The organism is Kouleothrix sp. 19917 (assembly GCF_057073505.1).
The window spans coordinates 2,079,062-2,104,108 of sequence record NZ_CP097099.1; the positions used below are offsets into that span (position 1 = coordinate 2,079,062).

22 protein-coding genes are annotated in these 25,047 nt (G+C 64.5%); 4 read left to right on the forward strand and 18 right to left on the reverse strand.

Annotated elements, in window-relative coordinates; genetic code table 11:
• Positions 1–52: 52 nt before the first annotated feature.
• Positions 53–2,443 carry an alpha-L-rhamnosidase-related protein gene (locus tag M1P90_RS08555; RefSeq protein WP_483702190.1) on the reverse strand — a complete coding sequence of 797 codons (2,391 nt, stop codon included), beginning with the start codon at positions 2,441–2,443 and terminating at the stop codon, positions 53–55.
• A gap of 193 nt (positions 2,444–2,636) precedes the next feature.
• Here M1P90_RS08555 and M1P90_RS08560 point away from each other — a divergent pair, with 193 nt between their 5' ends.
• Together M1P90_RS08560 and M1P90_RS08565 are read left to right on the forward strand one after the other, a co-directional pair.
• A complete protein-coding gene (locus M1P90_RS08560; protein ID WP_483702191.1) occupies positions 2,637–3,224 on the forward strand; it encodes an MBL fold metallo-hydrolase in 588 nt (195 codons plus the stop codon).
• A gap of 247 nt (positions 3,225–3,471) precedes the next feature.
• Positions 3,472–4,173: a hypothetical protein gene (locus M1P90_RS08565; RefSeq protein WP_483702192.1), complete on the forward strand. Its 702-nt coding sequence runs from the start codon at positions 3,472–3,474 to the stop codon at positions 4,171–4,173.
• Here the strand turns inward: M1P90_RS08565 and bchZ are convergent.
• The 7 genes from bchZ to bchF form a co-directional block, all read right to left on the reverse strand.
• Complete coding sequence (gene bchZ / locus M1P90_RS08570) at positions 4,170–5,654, reverse strand: chlorophyllide a reductase subunit Z (protein ID WP_483702193.1); 1,485 nt, start codon at positions 5,652–5,654, stop codon at positions 4,170–4,172. The genes M1P90_RS08565 and bchZ overlap by 4 nt on opposite strands.
• A gap of 87 nt (positions 5,655–5,741) precedes the next feature.
• Entirely contained in the window at positions 5,742–7,010 is a 1,269-nt protein-coding gene (gene bchY, locus M1P90_RS08575) for a chlorophyllide a reductase subunit Y (protein ID WP_483702194.1), read from the reverse strand.
• 93 nt (positions 7,011–7,103) lie between these two features.
• Positions 7,104–7,871: a lamin tail domain-containing protein gene (locus M1P90_RS08580; RefSeq protein WP_483702195.1), complete on the reverse strand. Its 768-nt coding sequence runs from the start codon at positions 7,869–7,871 to the stop codon at positions 7,104–7,106.
• A gap of 301 nt (positions 7,872–8,172) precedes the next feature.
• Complete coding sequence (locus M1P90_RS08585) at positions 8,173–8,907, reverse strand: DUF169 domain-containing protein (protein ID WP_483702196.1); 735 nt, start codon at positions 8,905–8,907, stop codon at positions 8,173–8,175.
• 178 nt (positions 8,908–9,085) lie between these two features.
• Positions 9,086–10,264, reverse strand: a complete 1,179-nt coding sequence (locus tag M1P90_RS08590; protein ID WP_483702197.1) for a chlorophyllide a reductase iron protein subunit X — start codon at positions 10,262–10,264, stop codon at positions 9,086–9,088.
• A gap of 82 nt (positions 10,265–10,346) precedes the next feature.
• Positions 10,347–11,363 (reverse strand): alcohol dehydrogenase catalytic domain-containing protein, encoded by a 1,017-nt coding sequence (locus M1P90_RS08595; RefSeq protein WP_483702198.1) that lies wholly within the window; start codon positions 11,361–11,363, stop codon positions 10,347–10,349.
• Positions 11,360–11,827, reverse strand: a complete 468-nt coding sequence (bchF, locus tag M1P90_RS08600) for a 2-vinyl bacteriochlorophyllide hydratase (protein WP_483702199.1) — start codon at positions 11,825–11,827, stop codon at positions 11,360–11,362. Before bchF ends, M1P90_RS08595 begins: the two co-directional genes overlap by 4 nt.
• A 218-nt stretch (positions 11,828–12,045) precedes the next feature.
• Here bchF and M1P90_RS08605 point away from each other — a divergent pair, with 218 nt between their 5' ends.
• Positions 12,046–12,681, forward strand: a complete 636-nt coding sequence (locus M1P90_RS08605; RefSeq protein WP_483702200.1) for a universal stress protein — start codon at positions 12,046–12,048, stop codon at positions 12,679–12,681.
• A 124-nt stretch (positions 12,682–12,805) separates the two neighbouring features.
• On the opposite strand, the gene M1P90_RS08610 is transcribed toward M1P90_RS08605, so the two are convergent.
• The 10 genes from M1P90_RS08610 to M1P90_RS08655 form a co-directional block, all read right to left on the reverse strand.
• The gene (locus M1P90_RS08610; protein WP_483702201.1) at positions 12,806–13,687 is read right to left on the reverse strand and encodes an alpha/beta fold hydrolase; all 882 of its coding nucleotides are present in this window, start codon (positions 13,685–13,687) and stop codon (positions 12,806–12,808) included.
• Positions 13,687–14,175 (reverse strand): hypothetical protein, encoded by a 489-nt coding sequence (locus M1P90_RS08615; protein WP_483702202.1) that lies wholly within the window; start codon positions 14,173–14,175, stop codon positions 13,687–13,689. Before M1P90_RS08615 ends, M1P90_RS08610 begins: the two co-directional genes overlap by 1 nt.
• Before the next feature lie 153 nt (positions 14,176–14,328).
• Positions 14,329–16,065: a putative photosynthetic complex assembly protein PuhE gene (puhE, locus tag M1P90_RS08620; protein ID WP_483702203.1), complete on the reverse strand. Its 1,737-nt coding sequence runs from the start codon at positions 16,063–16,065 to the stop codon at positions 14,329–14,331.
• 84 nt (positions 16,066–16,149) lie between these two features.
• A complete protein-coding gene (locus M1P90_RS08625) occupies positions 16,150–17,379 on the reverse strand; it encodes a geranylgeranyl diphosphate reductase (protein WP_483702204.1) in 1,230 nt (409 codons plus the stop codon).
• Positions 17,380–17,467: 88 nt separating this feature from the next.
• A complete protein-coding gene (gene chlG, locus M1P90_RS08630; RefSeq protein ID WP_483702205.1) occupies positions 17,468–18,376 on the reverse strand; it encodes a chlorophyll synthase ChlG in 909 nt (302 codons plus the stop codon).
• 159 nt (positions 18,377–18,535) lie between these two features.
• Positions 18,536–19,984, reverse strand: coding sequence for a BCD family MFS transporter (locus M1P90_RS08635; protein WP_483702206.1), 1,449 nt, complete (start codon positions 19,982–19,984; stop codon positions 18,536–18,538).
• Positions 19,985–20,084: 100 nt separating this feature from the next.
• Positions 20,085–21,047 (reverse strand): photosynthetic reaction center cytochrome c subunit family protein, encoded by a 963-nt coding sequence (locus M1P90_RS08640; protein WP_483702207.1) that lies wholly within the window; start codon positions 21,045–21,047, stop codon positions 20,085–20,087.
• 68 nt (positions 21,048–21,115) lie between these two features.
• Entirely contained in the window at positions 21,116–23,077 is a 1,962-nt protein-coding gene (locus M1P90_RS08645) for a bifunctional photosynthetic reaction center subunit L/M (protein WP_483702208.1), read from the reverse strand.
• A 119-nt stretch (positions 23,078–23,196) separates the two neighbouring features.
• On the reverse strand, positions 23,197–23,331 hold the full coding sequence (locus M1P90_RS08650; RefSeq protein WP_483702209.1) for a light-harvesting protein: 135 nt from the start codon (positions 23,329–23,331) through the stop codon (positions 23,197–23,199).
• Between the two features lie 18 nt (positions 23,332–23,349).
• Positions 23,350–23,523, reverse strand: a complete 174-nt coding sequence (locus tag M1P90_RS08655) for a light-harvesting protein (protein ID WP_483702210.1) — start codon at positions 23,521–23,523, stop codon at positions 23,350–23,352.
• 440 nt (positions 23,524–23,963) lie between these two features.
• Between M1P90_RS08655 and M1P90_RS08660 the strand changes: the two genes are divergently transcribed.
• On the forward strand, positions 23,964–24,983 hold the full coding sequence (locus tag M1P90_RS08660) for a MerR family transcriptional regulator (protein ID WP_483702211.1): 1,020 nt from the start codon (positions 23,964–23,966) through the stop codon (positions 24,981–24,983).
• Positions 24,984–25,047: the final 64 nt, after the last annotated feature.

The window sequence follows — 25,047 nt, forward strand, 5'->3', positions numbered from 1 at the left end:
CTCAACCGTTTGGTTCTTGGCTATAGAACTTAGAGTCTTCGAGGCCTTATGGCTATTCAAACGTATTACTGCCAGCGGCTAGCGGGCGCGAGTCGCCGGCGATGCGCAGGGTGCCGCTGACGCCGTCGGGCAGGGCGACCATGCCGTGGAGCGCGCCGTTCTCGTGGCGCAGCTGCACCGTGATGCTACCGCGCGGGTGAACCAGCGTGCCCTCAACTGCGCCGAGCGGGCCTGGAAGCGGCGCGACCTCGACCTGCGCGAATCCGGGCGCGGTTGGGCGGATGCCCAGCAGCGTTGCGAAGCAGTGGAAGTAGGGATGCGCGCCCCAGCCGTGGCAATCCGACCGGCTTGGCTCGGGCTGCTCGGGCGTGGTGGTGAAGCCCTGCGCGGGCAGATCGAACCAGAGCTGTAGGCGCTCGAACAGGGCGTCCGACGCGCCGAGCAGGCGGTAGGCCTCGAAGAGATAGTGCGTGAAGTAGATCGTCGTGCGCGCCAGCGCAGGGTCGTGCAGCAGGCCGTGGGCGACGCGCTCGCGCTGCTGATCGGGCAGCCGCCCGCCGATCAGCGCCAGGCACTGGCAGTGCTCGGAGAATTGGGTGCGCGCCAGGTCGTCGGCATAGAGACCACGTTCTTCATCCCAAAAATGCCGGGCCACAGTGCTGGCAAGCGTGTCGCGCTCGCGGCGGTAGCGCAGGGCCAGCTCGGGCGCGCCGGCCCATTCCTCGATCTGCGCGGCCAGGCCGAGCGTGTAAACGAGCTGCCAGTTGAGCAGGCCGTTCGGGCCACGCCCGCCCTCGGGCGGCACACCCCCGGGCCACGCGCCCACCCAGTCGCTGAAATTCCAGCCCGGCACCACGCCAAGCAAGCCATTGTCGTCAATATGCGTCGAATAAGTATCGAGGATGGCGCGCGCGGTGGGCAGCAGCCCGGCGACAAAGGCGAGATCGCCGCGCCAGAGCGCGTAGTCGTGCAGCATGGCGACCCACCAGAGCGCGAATGGCGGGATGATCTGCTCATCGCGGCCGGGCGCACGGGCGGGCACCAGGCCGCTGCTGGCGCGCGCCTGCGCGAACAGCGTGAGCGCCTTGCGCGGCAGGCGGTCGTCGCGGCTGAGCGCGTAGGTGGTGAGCGCTTCCAGGCGCGTGTCGCCCACATACATCATCTGCTCGTAGTAGGGGCAGTCCATGTAGGTTTCGTGGGCGCACATTTGCAGGCCGCGCAGCATAACCGGCAGGCTGGCCTCCAGCGCGGCGTGGTCGCTGCTGAAGCGGCTTTCGGCCTCGAGCGGGTAGCGCGTTTCTTCCAGCGCCAGCGTCCCAACGGTGAGCGGCTCGTCGCCGGTGGTGACCAGCAGCTGCACAAAGCGGCCAGCACGCCACCAGATCGTTGGCCAGTGACGGGCTTCGCCGCCGTCGGGCAGAAAGACATCGCGGTGGGGCGCGGGGAAATAGCCGCCTTCGGCTGCGTCGCGCTGGCCCTTGCGGTGGCCGCGCGCGTCGGTCGCAAGCGCCTCGGCCCAGCCCACGACGACGCGGCTGCCGCGCCCGCCCGAGGTGCGCAGCTGCGGGTAGGCGCAGGTGTACTGCCCGAGGTCGAAAATGATCTGCTGGCGGCTGTGCGGCGCAATGGTCAGTGGGGCCGCGCCGTCGGCCAGAGCTTGCCACGCATTTGCCAGCGCAGGATCGCTTGCGCCGGCTGGAACATCGACAATCTGCTCACTTTCCCAGGCGGCGCGGGCCGCAGCATAGCGCGCCGTGCCGACCGGGCGCGGGGCGGAAAATTGCGCGGGCAGGGTGGCGGGAACAAGCGCGTGGGCCGGCGCGATGCCATAGATCGCACCTTCGTCTTCGCGGCGGGCGCGTGCCGGCAGCCAGCCTTCGCCTGTGCCGGTTTCGGCATCCCAATCGAGCGCCGCGCCGTCGAACTGCTGAACCGGGCCGGTGAACCAGGGCGAGTGGCCGGTTGGGTCGGGCGGCGCGAAGGAGTAGCCGCCTAACGCCTTCACCTCCCACGGCGCGACCCCGGTGGCGAGCAGGGCGGTGTGGGGCGCGTCGGCGGCCAGCAGCCAGCCGGGCGCGGTGCTGACCTGAGCTTCGGGCGCGAGCCAGCCCAGCCGCCAGACCCGCGCCAGCAAAATATGCTCGCCGGGCGCGAGCGCAAGCTCGAAGCTTTCGTAGCGCCACGCGCGGGCAGTGCCACGCTCGGGGCCGCGCCCCAGCCGCGCGCCGTCGAGCAGCAGCTCGTAGCGCTCGTCGGCGCTGACGTGGATGCGGGCAGTGATCGCTTCTGCAAGCGAAAAGCGCAGGCGGTAGGCGTCGACGGCGGGCGTTGCGCCGGGGGTGGCGGGCGCGAGCCAGTGCGGGCGCGACTCGGGCGCAGCGGCCTCGGCGGTGAGCGGGTCGTCGATCGGCGCGAGCGGATTGTGGTCGAGCATAACGCGCATAGCTTGTTCTCCGTTGGCAGGCAGTTGCAATGCGCGCTATGATACTCGATTTAGGGGGCCGACACGCAGGTCGGCCCGAACAGGTTGTGGGGGCCGACACGTAGGTCGGCCCGAACAGGTTGTGGGGGCCGACACGTAGGTTGTGGGGAGCCGGCACGTAGGTCGGCCCGAACGAGCGGGAAAGGAGAAGCGAGTGAATATTTTGAATGTGGGCTATGATTCGACGAACTACTATTTGCTGGGCGAAGGGCGCGGGCGCTTGCTGGTGGACATTGGCTGGCCGGGCACGCTGCCGAAGATGCTGGGCGCGCTGAAGCGCAAGGGCGTCGATCCCGGCGAAATTGGCACGATGCTGGCCACACACTACCACCCCGACCACGCCGGCCTGGCCGAGGAGATGAAGCAGTTCGGCGCGCGCCTGATCGTGCTGGAAACGCAGGTCGAGGCCATCCCGCTGATGCTGAAGTACACCAAGCCGCGCGACAAGTTCATGCCGATTACGGGCAGCAACATGCAGCTGCTGCGCTTTGCCGAGAGCGCGAGCTTTCTGCGTGGCATTGGCGTCGCCGGGTCGATTATTCCAACCCCCGGCCACTCGCCCGATTGCGTGACGCTGGTGCTGGAAAGCGGCGAAGCCTTCACCGGCGACCTGACCCCGGAAATGATGGCTGACCCCGAGACGAACCCCGAGGTGGCGCAGAGCTGGCAGGCAATTCGTGCGCTCGGCGCGACGATGATCTACCCCGGCCACGGCCCAGTGCGACCACTCGCGCTAGAATAAAGGGCGGAAGGTTACGGTAACCACCAAGATACGAAGACACCAAGATTTTAGCAAAGTATTCACAAATGAGAATTTAGTGTGTTCTTTGCTTTCTGGAGCCTTTGTTAAACATCCAAGCGATTCAAATTTGTGTTCTTGGTGCCTTGGTGGCTTGGTGGTAAAATTCGGCGCTCCCGAAACAAAGCCAGCCTTCCAGCGTCGACTCTATGCTCTTGGTGGTGATGAGCGCTCGTTCAAGGAGGAAACAATGAACTATCTTGAACGCTACAGGAATGGCGAGCACGCGCAGGTGTGGGCGGAGCTGCAGGCGCTGGGCGCGGGCGTTCGCGAGGCGCAGTATCTTCCCCACGCTGAAGCTGTTGCCGCCGAGACGATGCGGCGCGTGCGGCGCAACTGCGAGCGGCTCGTGGCGCGACTGAATGCGCTGGGCTACGTGTTCGGCACCTTCCCCGACGGCACGCGCCGCTCGTACCCGGCCGAGCCGCTCAGCGCGCCTTTTGCGGGCCAGAACGATGAGATTGACGAGCTGGAAGACGAAGCCGGCCCGCTGCCGCTTGCGCTGGTGGCGTTCTGGCGCGAGGTCGGCGCGGTTGATTTTGTGGGCATGCACCCGCGCTGGCCCGCTGGCCTCGACCCGCTGGTGGTTGATCCGCCCGAGGGCGCGCTGTCGTTTCTGTTCGACGGGGAAGACGACGAGGGCGCAGGCCAGTTTGCCGGCCTCGCGCCCGATGATTTACATAAAGATAATACCAGCGGCGGCGATCCGTATGGCGTGCGCCTGCCGAACCCCGCCGCCGATTTTCTGTTTGAGTACGAACGCCACGGCCTGCTGTTTGTGCCCTACCTGCGCCTGGCGATTCTGGAGTGGGGCGGCTTTCCGGGCCTGGAAGGGCGCGATCAATCCTTCCCGCCACTCGACGAGCTGCACGCCGGGCTGGAGCCGTTCTAGTTGCGCTGCGCCAGCGCGGCCTCCACCAGCTCGGGCGTGACCTCGGTCTGGCCGCGCTGGCGGGCGGTTGCCTCGACCTGCATCTGCAGCTGGCGGCTGGCCGAAATGCGCGGAATAAAGGGCAGCTGCTCCAGCGCGGCGTCGAGCAATTCTTTGGCGGCCGGCTGCCAGGGCAGGTTGCCCGCGCCGCTGGCGGCTGGCGCAACCGCCGCCGCGCCCGCGCCTTTCGCATAGGCCGAATCGACTGGCAGGAAGTTGAACAGCGCCTCGTACAGCCGATTGACGATTTCCTGCACCACATACACCGCGCCGCGATAGCCCAGAAATGGCGTGCCGACCGCGCGCCGCACCACCGGGCCGGGAAATGCCGCCGGGATGAAGCTGGTGTATTTTGCGCCCGCCTCGCTCAGGTAAATTTTTTCGTTGATCGAGCCGAACACAAACGCCGGCGCTTTTTTGTGCAGCTGCTGGCGCAGCGCCTCGTTATCGGGCTCGTCGGCGCGGCGCGGGCGGCCCGAAACGAACGCGATTGGCATGCCCAGCTCGTCGCCCAGAAAGCGCTTCAGGCCGTCGGCGTGCGCGCGCCCGGCGACAATGCCAATGTCGGTCGTGCCAAACCAGTCGCCCTGCGGGCCGCGCCACAGGTCCCATACTGCCCGCAGGGTCGTGCGCTTTTCTTGGGCAATAAACGCCTCAGCCTGCGCGCCCGTGCCAAGCAGGCGGCCCAGCTCGCGAATGAACGTGGTGGTGTCGCGCATGCCAAACGGCGCAAGCAGCGTCGGCTGGCCCAGCTCTGCCGCCAGGCCCTGCCCAAACTCCTTGAACAGCACGACATTCACCTGCGCGGCAGCAAGGCGCGGCGTGTCGGCCAGCTCGGCCTCGAAGGGGTAGACCAGGTTGATCTGCCCGCCCGCGCCGGCGATCAGCCGTTTCAGCTCATCGAGGTCGGCGGGCGAGTTGAAGCAGCCATAGGTCGGGCCGATGATATTGACGGTGCCCGGCGCGGGCGCAATTTCGGCGGCGTGTGGCGCGCCGTAGTGTTCCCACAGCCAGCGCAGCACGCGGCCGCGGCCGGCCCACTCGTCTTCCGCCAGCGAATTGCTATAGTAGAACAGCGTGCCGGGCTGGAGCTGCTTCACCAGGTCGGTCAGGTCCGAGCCGATCATCTCGCTTTCGGCAGTGGAAACGACGATCAGGCGCTTGCCGTCGAGCGCGCCCGTATCGCGCAGCTGCTCGTAGGTGCGCTTGACCGCCGGGCCGGTGCCTTGCCCACCAACTTCCTGCTCGGTCATCACCGAGGGCGTAATATTCTCGATATGCGGAATGGCGTCGGTGTAGTCGGGCACGGCCGTCGCCACCAGATTGAAGCAGCCAATCGGCGCGTCGCAGATCACATGCACATCGGGCATGCAGCACATGGTCCACACCGCCGCCCAGTAGCCGCTGGTGTCGGAAAGATCGCGAATGATCGTGGGGGGCATATACACCTCGATTGCAGGCAGTCGGCAGTCGGCAGTAAGCAGACGGAATGACCATCTGCTTACTGCAAACTGTTCGCTGCCTACTGGCTACTCTGCGAAAAACTCCTGCATTTCCCGATAGCGCGCGCCGCGCTCGATGGTGTCGCGGATGAGCGCGAGCGTTGCAGCCATGCCGCCGCTCAGGAAGAATGGGCGCGAGGCAAGCTGATTGGTGAAATACAGCCCCGGGATGCCGCGATCCTTGGCCGCGCTGGAGAAGGGCGTTGTGCCAAGCACCAGATCGGGCGCATAGCGGTCGAGCGCGCTCATGTCTTCTTCCAGCGATTTGCGATAGATCACTTCTTTGGTGCCGCGCGCCTTCAGCCACATTTCGTCGGGCAGCACCATCGCGTCGGGCGCAATCGAGGTCGAGACGTAGGGCACTTCTGCGCCAGCTTCGACCAGCAGGCGCGCATAGGCCAGCTCGGTGCCTTCGTAGCCGGTGACCAGCACACGGCCAGCCAGCGGGCGAGCGCTGACCATTGCCTGGGCGCGCTCGCGCTCTTCGTCGGCCACCTGCTGCACCAGCGCCGGGTCGAGTTCGAGCAGCGCGCCGAGCGCTTTCAGCCAGGCATACGAGCCGCTAATACCCACAGGCGCGCCGCCGACCACCGGCACGTTCCAGCTGCGGAAGACCTGCGTGGTTTCTTTATAAAATGGGTGCAGCGGCGCCAGCGCGCCAGCGCGCCCAGCCCGGCGCAGGTCGTCAATTGAGCGGCCGGGCAGCGTGATCGTTTGCTCCACACCCATGCGCCGCAGCGTCGCGTCAATCGCCAGCGGGTCGGCGGGGAACACTTCGCCCAGCAGCACGACCGTGCGCGGCTCGCGTGGCCCTTCCTGATCGCCTAAACGGCGCAGCAGCGCGGCCATTGCCACGTCTTTCGCCTCGGGGTGGGAGTGGATGGCGTAGGCCGGCACGCGCACCAGCACCACGTCGGCATCGCCAGCGCGCTTGGGCAATAATTCTTCGGGCATGCCGGCCGTTTCGGCCACGCACAGCGAGATCACCGGGATCAGGCGGCAGCCCGGCTCGCGCGCCGCCGTCTCAATCGCCGCGCGCGTGCCCTCGACCACCTGCCCGCTCATCAGCTCGGCGGTGCCAAGCTGCGGCGCGAGGATCGACTTGCGCGCCCCGTAGAAATGCGTCACAAAAGTTAGGCCATACAGGCAGCCCGTGTCGGTCGCCATCACGGGGTGCGAGCCTTCGATGCGCGTCAGGATGCGCAGCGAGCCAAAGGCCGGGCACATCGACTGCGGGTGCAGCTTGCAGGGCTGGCCGGTTTGCTGTTCGGAATGGAGCGCGATCCGCTCGGTCATGGGGTGCTCCTCGCCGTGCTTACTGAGCAAGGGAGACAAGGAAGCAAGGAGCCGATCTCCCTGCCGCCTTGTCTCCGCGTCTCTGTGGGCTGGTTACTTGGTTCCCTCGTACGAAAAACGGCTGACGACATTGCCAGATGCGTCGCGCAAAATGGCGGTATCGCCAGTGTTGTTCCAGATCGCGCCGCGGCTGCCCCAGAACAGGTTCTCGGCGTCGTTCGTACCCGCGCGCGTCCAGAGCATCACAGCTGCGCCGCTGGCGAGCACAAAGGCCGGGAAGGTGAACACATGCTGGTTGGCGCGGTCTTGCAGCGTCCAGCCAGTCATGTCGAGCGGCGCGCCGCTGTTGTTCTCGATCTGCACATACTCGCCGGCCTGGTCGCTGCCCTCGGGGTTGTACATCACCGTGGTGATGCGCGCGCCGGCCGCAGCAGCTTCGGGCTCCTGATCGACTTTGGGCAGGTTGATGCCTTTGACTGCGCCAATGTCTTTCGGCACGCTGCTGGCCGGCGCACCCGCGAACGAAGCTGGCACATCAGGCGCGGCCGGCGGTGGGGCGGCTTCTTCCGGCACTTCCACTTTCGCGCCATACTGGCCGAGCGACACGGTGACCTTGCCAGCCGACGCGCCCAGGCTGCCGGCGGGCGTTTCACCAACCGCAGGTGGGCGGGCCGCCAGCTCCTCGGCGGTGCTGTTGGCCGCCACAAACGGGTTGAATCGCAGGTAGGGCCGCGATGCGTGGCGGTCGGTCAGCACAAAGAAGGTGATCAGGCCCAGCACAATCGCCGCCAGTGGGATAAAGCACAGCATGAAGCCCGATGCTGGCACTGGCCCGCTCCCCTGGAGCAAAATCAGGTTCATGGCACTCCCTTTCCGATTGCAGAATCTATTCTTTTCCGGGATTGAGATGACCGTTTTTCACCGCAAAGAGCGCAAAGAGCGCGAAGGTTTGAATGGTGCAGGTTGAAGGTTGGAAGGTTGCAAGTTGTTGAGAACACCTATTTTCACCACAAAGAACGCGAAGGTTTGAATTGTGCAGGTTGAAGGTTGGAACGTTGCAGGTTACTGCCCACAGCGTACTGCCTACTTTTCACCTTTTCACCCTTTCACCCCGTCATCTTGTCACCCCTTCACCCACTCACCCTGTCTCCCCATCTCGCGTCTACTCCCCGTCTCGTCGGGCGTGCGAGGGCATGATCAGCGCGCGCATCTGCTCGGGGTCGATGCGGAAATTCTCGACTAGCTCGATGATGTAGCGGAAATGCTCACGCGGGATGCTGATGAACATCTCGCTCGCGCCGACGCGGTTGTGCATGCGCCCGCCGCCGTCGCCGGTGGCAAACACGCTGTTGCGCGTCAGGCGCGGCGTGGCGAAGATCGACGCGCAGGCCGAAGGGCCGACTTCCCCGATTGGGAAGGTGCCTTCGCGCACCGAGGCCGCGCCCGCGATCTGCATGGCGTGCATCGGGTCGGTGATGCAGATCAGTGCGTCGACCGGCACGCCATCCGGCACTTCGTCGAGCGGCGCGGCTGCCAGCGCGGCAATTGCGCCCGCCGGCAGCGAGCTGCTCTGCGCCTTGTTGCGGCGCGCGCCTTCGGGCGTGAAAAAGCCCTGCGCCATAGTCAGGTACTCGCCGTCGGTGATCAGCGGCGGCGGCGTGGGCAGCCAGCCCAGGTGGTACTGCCCGACCCAGCAGTCGTGGTGTTGCGCGTCGACATACACGCGCCGGCCTGCTTCGGCCTCGCGCACAATCGCGCAGGCCACCACATTCGCTGGCTCGTAGCCCGGTGGCGGCGCGTCGGTGCAGTAGGTAATCGCAACTGGCCGGCGCTTGACTTTCATGCGCTCGACCAGCAGCTTATTCAGGTATTTCAGATCGACGTCTGTTTCGGTCATGGTGCTCATCCGTTGAGGCGTATGCGATACGCCGGTTCGCAGGTTGCAGGTTGAATGTTGAAAAGTTGCAGGTTGGAAGGTTGAAGGTTGTTGGCTGCTATTAACTGTTTAGTGAAAGACAAGCTTTGCCGCCAAAATCACCCCTTCACCCCTGCCTACTGCCCACTGCCTACTGTTCTCAACGGTAGCTCGGCGCGTCGGCGTAGCGCAGATCGATAAAGCTGAACTCCTGGCCCGAGCGGCGCAGCGCCGAAAGAAACGCGACCTTGCTGTCCATATCTTCGTCGGCGCCCAGGCGCATTTCCAGCGCGCCCGAGGTGACGGTGATGCCGTTCTTCTCGCTGCGGTCCATGTCGGTCACATGCAGGCCAATCGACTCGATCATACGCTGGACTTTGAGCAGCACCGGGTCGCTGACCTGCACCTGCGGAATCACTGGCGTGAGCGTGAGCGTTGGGATGCCGCCGACTTTTTTGTTCTTGCCGAACAGCTCGCCTGCGCTGGCGGGCGTTGGGCTGCCTTCCGGCTCGGCCGCGCCAAACACGCGCAGGAATTCGTCGTACTCAAGCGGCGTGTAGTCGGCGCACGGGGCGATTTCGCGCCGCGCAATGCGGCCGGCCAGCTCGCCAAAAATCGCGTCGAACTGCGGTTCTTCCAGCGCCAGCTTGCAGGCATCGGCCAGCTCGCGCACGGTGCGGCTGAGCGGTACGCGCGCCAGAATGGGCAGGCCCACAGCGCGGGCGTACAGGTCGGCGGTGTCGCTGCCGTCGTCACGGTTCACCACCAAGCCCAGCACGTGGGTGCTGCCGCCCATCGAGCGGAAATACTGCGCGGCCTTGGCGATGTTGTTCGCGGCATAGAGCGACTGGCGGTCGTGCCCGACGACGATGATCACGTGCTCGGCCAGCGAGCGCGCCAGCGGCGTGGCAAAGCCGCCGCACACCACGTCGCCCAGGAAATCCATCACAATGTAGTCGAGATCCCATTTGCTCATGCCCAGCCCTTCGAGCGTCTTGAAGCCCGAGGAGATGCCCTGGCCGCCGCAGCCGCGCCCAACTTCCGGCCCGCCCAGCTCGCAGCCGAAGATCGGCACGTTCGGCCGCAGGTCGTTGCGGAAGATCACATCGCCGACGGCAAGCTGGTCTTCCTTGCCGGCTTCTTTGAACAGCCGCCACTGCTCGCCAAGCGTCGGCAGCGAGTAGCCGCCAAAGATCGTGTTGCACGAGTCGTGCTTGGGGTCGCAGCCGAGCTGCATCACCCGGAAGCCGTCGAAGGTCAGGCGCGCGGTCAGGTTCGAGGTAAAGAAGCTCTTGCCCATCCCGCCCTTGCCGTAGATTGCGAGCATACGTGGCGCCATGGTGTCTCCCTTCGGGAGTTTTGAATGCTGAGCGTTACGTGTTGAATTGCCTCGCAGCAGCCCAACGCTCACTCGTCAGCGCTCAAACCTCAGAACTCCAATCAAGAATCAGCTTCAAACAATCCGGCTCGTGCAAGGCGGTGTGGTAGGCTTCGGAAACCTGCGCAATCGGCAGGGTGTGCGTGATCAGGCTGCCCACTTCCAGCGCGCCGCTGGCAATCATGTCGCGGCAGCGCACCAGGTCGCCGGGCGCCCATTCGCGGGCGGTCAGCAGCCGCGCCTGCTTGAGAAACAGCGGCATGTAGGGCAGCTTCAACTCGTCATAATATCCAAGCAGCAGAATCGCGCCGTCGGTCTTCAGGTGCGGCAGCGCGCCGGCCAGCGCCTCCATGCTGCCAGTCGCCTCAATGATCGCGTCAACCGGGCCGCCAAGCTCTTCGGCCAGATCGCCATCGCCGGCCAGCGCCACCACGTCGGCACGCGAGCGCTCCAGCCGGCTGGCTTGGCGGTCGGTCACTGCCACCCACGCGCCCTGTGCGCTGAGCAGCCGCGCCGCGATCTGCCCGACTGGGCCTTGCCCGAGGATGAGGATGCGGGGGCCAGGGTTTGGGGGTTGGGGGTTAGGGTTTAGAAGTTTCTCACCTTCCCCTGATCCCCAGCCCCCAGCCCCCAGCAAATCCACCCCATGCAGCGCGGTCGCGGCCAGTGCCAGCAGCACGCCCTGCTGCGGTGGAATGCCTTCCAGCGGAACCACGCGCCGGTGGTCGGCAATCAGCACGGCGGCCTGCCCGCCCCAGGCCGGGTTCACACCCTGGAAGCAGCGCGCGCCGCCCAGGTAGACCCACTGGCCGACCATGCCGGGTGGCACGTTCGCGCCCACATGCGCCACGCGCCCAACGCTTTCGTAGCCCGGCACAACCGGGAATTGCAGCATTGGGTGGGGCAGGCGGCCGGCCAGCAGCATGCGCTCGGTACCCGCGCTGATCGAGGTGTAGAACACGCGCACCACTACATCGTCGGGGCCGGCCTCGGTCAGCTCGACCTCGCGCAGCTCGACGCGCTTGGGCTCGGGGATCACAATTGCGTAGGTCGTTGTCATGCGTTCGTCGCTTCTGCGCGGGCTGCCAGCCGCCGCTGCCGCCCTGCCACAATCCCGCGCCGCACAAACTGCGCGCAGTTCACAAGGTAGGTGCAGTAGGCCAGTAGCATCAGCCCCATCACCGCCTGGTCGGGCCAGTGGAGCGCGCGGGCGAGAAAGTACAGATTGTGCGTCAGCATCGCCACGGCGTTGCCCACATCTTCCCAGAAAAACTCGCGCGCCAGAAAATAATGACCGAAAATCTCTTTTTCCCAGATCATGCCGGTGATCGTAATCGCCCACAGCAGCGCGATTTTGATCAGCACACTGATTGTCGCAATGGCATAGCCCTGCCCGGTGAGCAAAAAGCGCACGACGAGTGCAAAGCTCACCACAAAGGCCAGAAACTGCACCGGCGCGAGAACCGCCTGCACCCGCGTCCACGGGCTGGCATTGCGGCGCGCAAGCTGGGCGGCTGTGTACATAGGTCCTCGGAAACTGTTTACAGCGCGAGTTCGTTTCTGCGGAGGAAATCGCAGCCCTTAGTGAAAGATACTACAATTCAACCGCATCGTATTGAGATATTTACTTGAGTATTCGCGATAGCTGGATTATAATACGAAACACAGCAATTGCAAAGTTGTACAACATTTACGCAAAAGCTCTACATCTGCGAGCGCGTTTTGCGCGCAAAGGAGGCGCTATGACTCTGCTCTCCGAACCGCTGGCTGGCCCGGCCGTGCTCCCGCCGCTGGCCGCAGCGTTGGGCGGCGATCTCATCACGATTCCACTGGCCACGCGCCACAGCCTCGCTCGCGTGCTGGTCGGCAGCGGCATCGAAAACTCGCTGCGGCGCGGTGGCCCGCCCGTGCTGGCCCTGCCCGCTGGCGCGTCGGCCACCTCCATTTCGCGCGTGCTGTTCCCCGCCGACTTTGCGCCGCGCTCCGAGCCAGCCTTCCAGCAGACGCTTCAGCTCTGCCAGGCGCTCGCCGCCGAGCTGCACCTGCTGCACGTCTATGGCGACGACCGGCTGCTGCCCGACGAAACCGACCTGGCGCGACGGGCGGCGACCAGCAGCGTGCGCGAGCTGTTTACCATCGACCAGGAGCGGCTGGGCGGGTTTGCTGCCCGCGCCCGCGAGCTTGGCGTGCCAGCCAGCGCCGCCACCGCCGAGGGCCGCGCCCACGACGCAATTGCCCGCTACGCCGCCGCCAACGCCATCGACCTGATTGTGATGGCGACCCACGGCCCGCGCACCACCGAAGACATTCTGCTCGGCACCACCACCGCCCGCACCGTTGGCGCCGCCCGCGTGCCGGTGCTGGTTTTTATGGCGTAGCAGCGACCACGAAGCGTGACTCTTTCTTGATTAACCACCAAGACACGAAGACACCAAGATTTGCCGCTTCCCAAGGCCCTTTGTGCCTTGGTGTCTTGGTGGTAAACGCTCTAACGGCGTTATTTCAAAGAATAGTGCTGCTAAACCTGCCGCCAGCAATTGTGATAGTTTCCTCCTCAGCGCGTTTGCTCAGGAAATCGCGCACCTGCGCCGCATAGGCCTCGGCGTGCTCGATCATCGGGAAATGCCCGCATTCCTCGAACCAGCGCACCCGGCAACCCGGAATACTCGCCTGAGTGAATGGCACATTCGCCGGCGGCATGATCTGATCCTGCCGCGCCACGATCAGCAGCGTCGGCGCACGCACCCGCCCCGCCGCCGCGTTGATCGCCGGGTCGGCGGCCGAGCGCGCGCTGGCGACGGCGGTTTCGCGATCCATCTGCAAGTAATCGAGAAAACCGGCCCGCAGCAGCTCGGCGTCGTTGGGCACGCGAAAGAAAAAGCGCGTGGCGAACTGCCGCCGCAGCAGATCGAGATCGGCCATCCACGGCGCGCGCAAGTGCATCAGCGCGCCCGAAACCTCGGTGATCGCGCGAAAAAACGTGCGCTCGGCGTCGTTGCGAAACAGGCTAATCGCAGTGAGTACCAGCCGATCAACCAGCTCGGGTTGGCGCGCCGCCAGCAGAATCGCGAGGCCGCCACCCATCGAGTGGCCCACAAGCTGCACGCGCGGAACGCGCAGATGCACCAGCAGCGCCTCCAGCGCGGCCACGTGCATCTCCATGTCGAAGGCGCGCCTTACCGGCAGCGAGCGCCCCACGCCCGGCAGATCAGGTACGATCACGTCGCTGTGCGCGCGCAGGCGCTCGGCAGTGCCGCGCCAGTAGCGCCCCGAGCCGCCCCAGCCGTGGATCAGCAGCACCGGCAGGTTCGCGCTGGGCGTAGCAGCCGCGTACACATCGGCCACCAGCGGCGCGCCCTGGACGGTGATCGTGACGGTATGCATCAGGGCGCCCGATCCACGCGCGGCCAGGGCGACCACGCCGCGAACAATGGCCCGCTGAGCAGGCTAACCGCGAGGCTACAGCAGTACAGGATCGGGAAGTGCAGCACTATGTCGGGGCGGGAAAGCGCGTGCGCGCCGTTGGGAAACACTACGTCGCCAAGCGGGATGTGCGCGGTCAGCAGCGCCACTGCCGCCATATAGACCGTGGCGGGCGGGAAGGAGCTGGCAAAACCAATATGCAGCCCGGCCCGCCAGTCGGCGCGGGCCAGCCGCGCGCGCACCGCCAGCCACATCCCCAGAGCAACGCTGATCATCAGCACCCACACAAAGCCGAACAGAAACAGCATCCAGGCGAAGCCCAGGCTGCCGCGCCCAAACGCTGCCCCGCTGAACGCGCCCAGCACGCCGCACAAAGCCAGCGCCAGCGGCTGCGCCAGCCGCCAGCGAAACGCAGGACGTTGGGCGATGTGAAATTGTGCGATGTTCATGACATGATCCCGGGTTAGAGTGTCGAAAAAGGTCACCACAGAAGTACCGAGATGGTTACACGTTAAAACGTTAGAAGGTTGCAGGTTGTATTGGCGAGCGAAGACAAACCTGCAACGTGCTAACCTTCAACCTGCAAACCTGCAAACCTGGCCCTAAACCGCCGCTGCCAGGCGCGCAACGCCTTCGCCCACGTCGAGGCGGCAGCTCGCCAGCGCCGCTTGCAGCTGCGCCGAGTCGATGTTCGCGCCAATTGCCACAATGCGCGGCGGCTCGCCAGCCCGCGCGGCAAAGGCTGTGACGCTCGGCTGCCCGCCCGCCAGGTCGAAGTTGACCCAGCCGCGCCGCACCTGCGCAATGCCCTTCATGCGCAGCAGCTCGCCAAAGGTGCCCGCCGCCGCCGCGCCCAGCACCTCGCGCAGCGCCGTTTCGTCGTACACGCCCGTCAGCGCGTCGCTCCACGACACCAGACCCAGCCCGGTTTCGTGGTCGTGCTCGTGCTCGTGCGCGTCTTCCTCGATTGCGGCGGGCGCGGCCAGCGGCGCGTGTTGCAGCGCGGCAGCATCTTCCACCACGCCATAGCGCGCCGGCACGATCCGCGCGGCCGGGTTGAGCGCCCGCAGCGTCTGCTCGACCGTCTGCATCTCGGCGGGTGTGGCAAGGTCGGCCTTGTTCACAATCAGCACCGGCGCGATGTTCGCCTGCGCGTGGAAGTACTCGGGCATGCGCGCATAGTGCTGCAAGAAGCTGCCCGCATCGACCAGCGTGTACACCCGCACGTCGCGCACCGCGTCGGAAAGCGAAGGCTGGCCCAGCACGCGCAAGAGCGTCGCCACTTCGGCCACGCCACTCGGCTCGATCAGCAGCCGCTCGGGCGACCAGCGCGCCACGACTTCGCGGATCTGGCGGCCCAGGTCGCTGCGCAGCGAGCAGCAGATGCAGCCGTTGGGCAGCTCGACAACATCCGCGCCACGATTATTCAGCAGCGCGCCATCGATGCCAACCGCGCCGAAATCATTCACCAGCACCACCGTGCGCACATTTGGGTCGGCAGTGGCCAGCAGCCGGCGGACAAACGTGGTTTTGCCCGCGCCCAGGAAGCCAGCGATCACCTCGACGCCAGCCGGCCGCAGCGTGGCGCGCGAGCGCAGGCCCCAATCCCAGATTTTGCTGGGGAAGGGCAGCACCAGCAGCCAGTGCTCAAGAATAGCTAGCGCCATCAGGAAGCCCAGGAAGGTGAAGCCAATCGCCTGAAAGTCGCTTGCGCCAGCGGCAAAGGCCCGCCCGAACAGCAGCGCCGTGATCACCGTCGAGACCGTGACCGAAATCGGGAAGAAGACGTTCATCGGTTTTTTGGTGAGGAAGCTGCGCAGGAATTGCAGGTGCTCGGGCAGGAACTCTTCGCTCAGGTTGCGCACGCCAAAGAACACGTTCAGCTTGGCGCTCTGGTGCATCCACCACATAATCAGGAAGGTCCATGTGCCGATCTGGTTTGCGCCGCCCCAGGTAAGCGCCAGCACCGCCGCCGCCGCCGCGACCACCGCCAGCTCGTGGTAGAGGCTGGTCTGGATCGCGTGGCCGAAGTGCTTCAGACCGCTGCAGCCATCCGGGCAGGGCGTGCGGCGCGGGCCGGTCACATAGCCCATGTAGAAGCTCATTTCCTGCCAGCCCCACGCCAGCGTGCCCCAGGTAAAGGCCAGGTACGCGCCCATCACACTGGTGTCGTTGCGGGTGGCGGCCAGGCCCCACAGCGCGGCGAACATCAGCAGCGTGCCGCCCAGAAAGCTCCATTTGAAGGTGCGGCGCGGCAGCCCGTCGAGGTAGATGATGACGCCGGTGCTGAACCACCAGACAAACAGGGCAAACAGCATGGGGAAGAGGTGGAGTCGCATAACGTGTCCTTTTGATTGTGTGAAAGGGTGAAAGGGTGAAAGGGTGACATTCGCGCCCTTTCACCTCTTCAGCCGTTCACCCCTTCAGGCTGGTAATGACTGCCCACGGCTGGTGCCAAAACCTGGCACATAATGGCGCACCTGCGCGGCGATGATGTCGCCGGTCATGCGCATTTGCGCGAGCCAGGGCATGGGCGCCATGTTTTTGTGCATATACGATTCGAAAGTCAGGCGCTGGACATCGCGGTTGCGGCACATGTCGGTGAACACTTCCATCTGGCGTTCGCCGCCGTAGCCCCATTTTTGCAGCCAGCGCAGGAAGCGGTACATCGTGCCGTAGTTCTTCCACCATGTGCGCTGGTAGCGCATCAGCTGCGCCGCACTCGGGTTGGCGATGTTGTCGGCCAGCACTTCGGCGGCCAGCTTGGCGCTTTTCATTGCCCAGTAAATGCCCTCGCCCGAGGTGGCAACCACCAGGCCAGCCGCGTCGCCCACGAGCATGGCGCGGTCGAAGGCCATTTGCGGGCGCGGGTGCATGGGCAGGGCGTGCGCTTCTTGCAGAATGATCTCGCCGCCGGCCAGCTCGGGTGCAATGCGCTGCTTGAGGTTTTCGAGGTGCTGGCGCGCGGCCTTGGTGTGGCCCTGGCCCGCGCCCATGCCCACCGCGACGTGATCCTTCTTGGGGAAGGCCCAGGCGTACAGGTCAGGGCTGACTTCTGCGCCGAGGTAGAGGTCGGCGGTGTCTTCCCAGCGCGCCATCTTGTCGGCGGGCAGGCGGATGCGCTCCTGAATCGCCACGCAGCGCGGCAGGTTGGGCAGGCCCAGCGCGCGCGCCGTGGGCGAGTAGGCGCCATCCGCGCCGATCACGGCGGTGGTGCGCAGGGTGCGAACATCGCCGCTGGCCTTTTCGCGGTAGGTGCTGGTCACGCCTGTCGCGTCAACCGCCACGCTCAGCAGCTGGCCCTCGACAAGCGTCGCGCCGCGCTCGACCGCCCGGTTGCGCAGAAACTGGTCGAACTCTTCGCGGCAGCACATGGCAATGTAGTCGTCGTCGCTGTGCGGGCGCGTGCCGATCACATCAATCGCCACAGTGCGCTCAGACGGCGAGTGCACCAGCGCGTGATGCACTTTGCGCGAAATCAGGCGCTCGGGGATGTCGAACTCTTTGAAGGCGACGGGCGGCACCGCGCCGCCACAGGGCTTCACGCGCGCAAGGTCGCGTTCCAGCAGCACCACCGGCACGCCTGCGCGCACCAGCGTTTCGGCTGCCGTCGAGCCACCCACCGACGCGCCAACCACGAGAACTTCATCCATAACGCCTCCATTTACGATTGACGATTTATGATTTACGATTGGGAAGCCACAAATCGCAAATCGTAATTCGCAAATCTAAAATCGCAGATTACTGAACGCCAATCGCCGCGGCGAGCATGCCCCACACAAACAGCGTTGTGCCGCTGGCGTTGTAGAAAATCGCCCGGCCGCGCGGGTCCTGCATGAACTTGCGCTGGAGCGGCAGCTGCGCCACAAACAGCGCCGCGATGATGGCGGCAATCAGCCACTGCTGCGACACGGCAAACAGCATAATCACAAACAGCTGGGCGACGTTCATGGTTAGCACCGCCATCCAGGCCGCGCCCCACTCGCCCAGCATCACCGGAATGGTTTTGATCCCGCTGACGCGGTCGCCGTCCATGCTCTTGAAGTCATTGATTGTCATAATGCCGTGCGCCCCAACCGAGTATAGCGCGGCAACAATCACCGACGGCACGGTCAGGCGGCCAAAAGCCAGCTGGCCGGCCAGCCAGGGCAGCGCCTCGTAGGAAACTGCCACCAGGCCGTTGCCGATCCAGCCGTTGCGCTTGGCGCGAATCGGGTGCGCGCTGTAGACGACGGCCAGCACCATACCCACGGCGGTCAGCAGCGCAACCTGCTCGCCCAGCGCCCAGGCGATGCCCAGCGCCAGCACGGCCAGCACGCCAATCGTCACAAACACCTGCGTGGCGGACACCAGGCCCGATGGGATCAGGCGGTTCGGCTCGTTCAGCGCATCGACCTCGCGGTCGCAGTAGTCGTTAATGACCTGCGACAGCCCGCACAGGATCGGCCCGGCCAGCAGAATGCCCAGCGCCATGCGGCCCATGCTCGTGACCGACCAGCCAACGTTCGCGCTGGCGATTGCGCCACACAGAAACGCCCACGCTGGCGCAAACCATGTCACGGGTTTCATCAGCGCAATCGAGCGCGCCAGCGGCGTGCTTGGCACGCGCGGCTTCGCCAGTGGGGTGGTGGGCAGTGGTTGCTCGGTCATGGCGCCATCCTATGCTTGATGGGCGTATGCGATACGCCCTTCTCGGTTAGGCGTATGCGATACGCCAGTACGTTTGGGCGTATTGCATACGCCAGTACGTTTGGGCGTATCGCATACGCCAGTACGTTTGGGCGTATTGCATACGCCCTTCTTCGGCCCTCAATAAATAATCTGGTCGGCGGGGATATCTTGCAGGCCCTGCCACGGCGAAGTCGCCGCGTCAGCGCGCATGCGCGCCAGGCGCAGCCGCGTCAGCAGCAGCAGCGCAACCAGCAGGCCAGCCAGCGCCGCGCCATACACAGCAGTGTAGCCCAGCACAACGCTGCCGAACCGCGCCGCCGCCAGGTCGCGCGCCAGGCCGCCGCCCACCACGCCCAGGCCCTGCGCCAGCGACTGCATCACGCCCCACAGGCCCAGGAACAGGCCGGCGTGGTTGCGGTCGGTCAGCGCCATCACCAGCGCCACGCTGCCCACAATAAACATGCCGCGTCCCATACCAATCAGCCAGACGCCCGAGCGGAACGCAATCGCCAGCGCGGCATCGCTCGCCAGGCTGACGACCAGAAAGCCCAGCGCGCCAACCGCGCAGCCGAGCAGAATGGGCAGGGCGGGCGAAAAGCCGCGCCACAGCAGCCAGCCCGCCGCCGGGATGGCCACCAGCATTGCCAGGCCCCACAGCGCAGTGAGCTGCGTGGTGGCGCTGACGCTCATATGCAGCACCTGCGCGCCGTAGGGCTCCAGCAGCACGTCGTGCGAGGCGAAGGCCGCCGTGCCGAGGAACAAGATCGCAAACACGCCGCGCAGCAGCGGCTGACGCGCCAGCAAGCGCAGCGACTGCCCGAGCGACATACGCACGCGCGGCGCGGCGTCGGGCTGGTAGCCCACCACGCGGCCATCGGGGCGCAGGCGTTCCTGCTTCCACAGCGACAGAAAGCTCAGGATCAGGAAGACGAGCGCCGAGCTTTTCAGGATGGCGATCATCTTCTCGTCGCTGTACTCGGTCAGCAGACCGCCCAGCAGCAGCGAGCTAACGATCGTGCCAAGCACCAGCATCATCCACAGCACCGCCAGCACGCGCCCACGCTCGGCCGGCGGCGTCAGGTCGCTCACCAGCGCGAGGTAGGCGGTTTCGACAATGTTCACGCCAATGCCGTAGGCGAGGAAAATGAGCAGGCAGACGATCAGCGCGGGCACAAACGGCAGCGTGCCCTGCCCGCTCAGCAGCAAGAGCGAGAAGGGCGTGTTCGCCAGGCCGCCAAAAGTCAGGATCGCGCCCATCACAATGTAGGGCGTGCGCCAGCGGCCAACCGCGCGCTGCTGATCCGAGCGAAAGCCGATCAGCGCCCGCACCGGCGACACGAAATAGTGGATGGCGATCAGCAAACCCACCAGCACCGCCGGGATGCGCAGGCTGTCGATCAGCACGCGGTTGAGCGTACCCGTGATCGGCGCGAGCGTCAGGCCCATGCCGAACTGGAACAAGCCCAGCCGCAGCACACGCAGCCAGAGCGCAGCCGTTCCGTGGCGTTCCAGCCACTCGCTGGCCGCCGTTTTCAGGCGTCCGAACGGCCGCAGCAGGGGCGTGAATACTCGTGGTCGTTTGCTCACGCGCGTTTGCTTCCTGATAGTGCGTAATGCGTAGCGAGTAGCGCCACTGGCCTACCCGCTACGCACTCGCGTGCTCATCCGCTTCAGCAGCCTGCAAGGGCTACTGTGGCTTGTAGCCCAGCACCTCCGGCACCTGGCCGGGGTTGGCCGAGCCGGGCGGCAGCTGCTGGCCGCGATGGCACATCCAGCACGAGGGACCCTTGTTGTTCATAATTGGCTTGTAGGTGGCGTTGATATGCTGCGCCATTTTGAGCATAATCAGCGCGTGGGCCTTGGGCGGCTGCTCGTTGCCGGGGAAGTAGTTCGCGTTGTGGCAAAATGCGCAGCCATTGCCCAGCGCCTGCGTGAAGTGCGTCATGGTCTGCTGGTTGTACTGCACCGCCGCCAGGTCCGGATCCTTCTTGCCCGTAATCAGCAGCAGGTCGAGGTCGGCTGGCGATTCGAGCTTGAGCTGGAAGGTATCGGGCAGCGGGCTCTGGTCGGCCGGGTAGTTGCTCAGCGCGCCCGAGTTGCCGCCATTGAAGTTGACCGGCTTGCCATTGTGGCAGGTCGCGCAGGTCACTTGCTTGCCACCAACCGAGGCCGGCAGCTGCGCCACGAAGTTCTGGTTCAAGTCCTGCGCCATCAGCATCATCTGGCGGGCTTTGGCCTTCTGCGGGTTGGTATCGTCGGCGAAGTTGCCGTTGGTCAGCACATGGCAGTAGGTGCAATCGACCTTCAGGCCACCAGCGACCATGCCAACCATATAGTTAGCAATCGCTGCCGTGTCCATGCCTTTCAGAACCTGCACGTTCTGCGGCTGGGGGTGCTCGGTGATGTACTTGCTCATCGCCGCGAGCGAGGCCGGCTGCAAGTAGGGCTTGGCCGGGTCGGCGGGGTCGGTGGAGTAGTTGGTGTACATGGGCGACGTGGCAGCCGGCGTGCGCGTGCTACTCAACAGGCTGTTGATCCACGACACTGTGCCGATACCGCCGCCAACCAGGATGAGCGTCACCACCCCGAACACCAGAAAGAACAAGGTGCGCTCGCTAAACAGCGGTGCAGCATTGCGCTGGTTGTACATGGGCGTTCCTTCTTTGCCACACTGCGGCGTGGGGCGGCACCGGGCGCGCCACCACGCCGCAGATCACATTACCGCTGAATAAACTGCGACCAGTCGTAGTTCGGGTCGGGCGGGGCGACAATATGCACCGACTGCGCCCAGCTGTACCAGTCCTTGATCACCGTGCCCGAGAGCAGCAGGCCAACCGCGCCCGCGACCACGCAGAGAATGGCGAACCAGAAGGCCCACACGTGGATGCTGGCCGCATTCGCGTTGAAGCCCATCGTCCAGCGCCAGAACAGCTGCGCGCGGTGCGTGCCAGGCCCCTCGATCTCAATCTCTTTCAGCTCCAGCTCCGCGCCGTAGCGCGCCGTCGCCACAATCGTCGCGCCGTGCATGCCCAGCAGCATGGTCGAGCCAAGCAGGCCAAAGATCGAGATCATATGGAAGGGGTTGTAGTAGAAGTTGCCATAGCGCACGCTGACGTTGTTCGTCCAGTCGAGCATGGCCTTCAGGCCGTGGCCCGGCGCTTCCGACCAGGCACCCAGCAAGAGCGGGCGTACCAGGTAGATCGTGAAGTACAGCACCAGCGCGGCAGAAAAGGCCCGCGCCAGGTTGCGATCCAGCCCGGTGGCGTTGGCGCGGGTGTAGACGCGCGCCCACCACGCCAGCACGCTCAGGTGCAGGAAGAAGGTGGCCGCCAGCCAGTTGCCGCCATTGAACCAGCCCGGCCAGCGCAGGCCAAAGGTCGCGGCGGGCGGGTCAACCGAGAGATTTGCAAATTCGCGCAGGAACAGAATAAAGTTGTAGTGCACCTGCGCCGAGGTAATGTACGAGATCAGGATGATGAACACCGTGGCGCTGAAGCACAAGAGCGCCGTCAGGCCCCAGGTGCCCAGGTAGAACGGCCCAACCTGCCCGTTACCAAACAGCTGATCCATAATGCTGACATGCGATTGCCGCGCAATGCCGAAGCTGGTTTCGTTGCCGGTGCCGGGCTGCTCCAGCGCGTGGAGGTCGATGTCGTCGTAGCTTTCGCGCCCGCCGCGCCCCGCCGCCACAATCGACGCCGCGCCGGCAAAGCTCCACCAGGGCAATTTGTCCCAGAACGACCAGAACGACGCCCAGCTATGCACCAGCGTGCCCGACAGGAAAATACACACATTCGCCGTCAGCACGGCCAGCGCCGCGATCCAGAAGGCCACGCGGTGAATGCCGATTTCGCCAATGCTGTAGCCAGCCGCAATGCCGCGCCAGAACACGTCGATGTTATGGACGGTCACGCCCGGGCGGTTCATACCGCTGCGGATGGCCGAGCCGTGCATCGCCAGCAGCATGGTGCTGAAGAACAGCAGCGAGATCGCAATCGCGTGGAACGGGTTGTAGAAGAAGTTGAAATACTGGTAGCCGATGTTCGACACCCAGTCGAGATGGTGCGTAATGCCCAGCGGGAAGCCATTGCCCCACGAGCCCATCGCAATCGGCCGCAGCCACTGCAGCGTCAGCCACGACGACACCACCGCGTAGAAGGTCATTGGCACCTCGTAGCCCATGCGCAGCTTGCGGCAAATGTCGATCTCGCGCAGACCCCAGGTAATGAACGCCACCGTCGCGCAGATCACAATGATTTGCCAGTTAAAGCCAGGCTGGCCGGGCGTCTGAAGGTGCAGGCCAAGCGCCAGTGGCGGCGGGTCGATGCGCGCCTGCAAAATGTTGTAGGTGCCTTCGACCACCACAAACTGGTAGAAGTAGAAAATCGCGCCGATCGCCGCGAAGGCGACCGACAGCAAACCCCAGATGCCGACATAGAAGCGCCCGATCCAGAAATCGAGCGGATCGTTGCCGAACAGTTGGGCGAACAGCGTGCCGCCGGGGCGTTTGTAAAATTCTTCGACAATCGAAAACGGAATAACGTCGCCGGCCTTGGCATCTTCCGCAGCGAGCACTTTCGACGCCTGCACTTCCTGCGCAACCACAGGCGCAGGCTGCTGGCGAGAAACCGGCGGTCCCTCGTCGGGCTGCAGCGGCGGATTATTGGGAAGATCTGACATCTCAAGCTCTCGCTTTCTTCGCCTGCCGAGACGGGATGCGCAACGCGGGCAGGGGCTGAGCCGCAACGTGCTTCAGCCCACTGCCAAGCACCTGCACGAACAATCGCTGGAAGGGCGGTTTAACCGCCGACCAGCGCCAACCAGTTGTACCGTGGCGAACTCAGAACGACGAAGTGGATGACGAGGGCCATGATGATGCCAAGCAGCGTGTAGAGAATCACAACGGTACGAAACTCGATCGGGGCACGACGCATGAAATTCTCCTTGATCTGCTATTGCAGCCACGGCCTCCAAAACCACACCAGCGCATGAGCGACCAGCACGATCACAACCATCGCGTAAGTCGATTGCACCACGATGCGGTGAATGAGCCACTCCTCGTTTGAGAAAAGCGTTTTCCACGGCGAGGGTACGAGATCGCTCGATACTTCGACGGAATCTGGCATCCAATTCACCCCCTTTCGGAAGGCTTGCATATGATGTGCACAGCCAGCGCAGTGCTGGCAACACACAGCCGACGCCCATGCATGCGCAGGAGCGGCCAGGCTCGCAAAAGTGTTAAGATTAAATTTTGCTCGATGCGCTCATTATGCGGCGCGCAAGAAAAAGAGTCAATCGAAATGATTGACACATTTATTACGCAAATGCTACGCAGATAATGTGCAGCGCGCCGTAATTTCCCCGCACCTCCACACCACTCCGCCCGCTTCTGGGCAGTGCCATGGCTGGCTGGGGCAACGATGCGTTTGACATTCAAAGGACATGCAAATATAATGAACACATCCTGAACAGGCGTCACAGCTCCATCCACTCGCTGCCTGCGCGCGTATGTCCTACGTCTGGCTGGCTTGCTTCGTCGCCATCGTGACGAAAAACGGGGTGCTCTATGAATGAGCATATCAAGCACCTGCTGGCGCTCTCCGATGCGCCACGCTACAACATCAAAGCGGTTGTTCAGCAAACTGGCGTAAACATCTCGACGTTGCGCGCATGGGAGCAGCGCTACGGCGTTCCCCGCCCCAAACGCTCCGACCATGGCCACCGCCTGTATTCGCAGCGCGATGTCGCAATCATCAAGTGGCTCAAGCAGTGCACCGAAGAAGGGCTGGCGATCAGCCAGGCGGTGACCTTCCTGCATGAGCTGGACACGCTCGAAGCAGGGGCACTGCCGCCCGCCGCGCCACCCATCCCGCAGCCTGCCACCCAGCCGCCTGGCGGCAGCAACTGGCCCGAAATTCGCGTGCAGCTGATTGATGCGCTGAACAGCGTGAACCTGCGCCAGGCCCACATGATGGTTAACCATATCTGCACCATGTTCCCGATCGAGACCGTGATCTTCGAGCTATTCGAGCCGATTATGTTCGATCTGGGTGAGCGTTGGGCGCGCGGTGAAATCAGCATTGCTGAAGAGCATATGTTTTCGAACTTTATTCGCCAGCGTCTGCTCGGGCTGATGCAGATGCATGCGCCATTCGCGCAGGGGCCGCGCCTGCTGTGCGCGTGTGCCCCCGATGAACAGCATGAGCTTGGGCTGCTGATGTTTGCGTTACTTATGGAGCAGCGCGGCTGGGAAGTGGTGTACCTGGGCCAAAGCCTGGAAGCCGAAGGCAGCGAAAACTTTCTCAAGCGCCTGGCGCCGGCACTCGTATGCATCACCAACTCCATGGTTGAGCACATGGCCGGCATGCTCGAACTGTGCCGTATGATCGCATCGCTGAACAACTACCGCTTGCAGCTGGTGTACAGCGGCTCGGTCTTTGAAAAATACCCCGAATTTCAGGCGCGCGTGCCAGGCATCTACCTTGGCATCGAACTGCGCACCGCTGCCAATCGCGCCGAGCAGCTTGCTGACCTTGTCGCACCCGACCGGTGGTATAATGCCGTCGGTACGCAACCCCGCATGTAACCCGTATTCATACATCGCACTCTGGCCAGCCGCACAGCGGTGCTTTGCACGTGCTGCCTGCGCT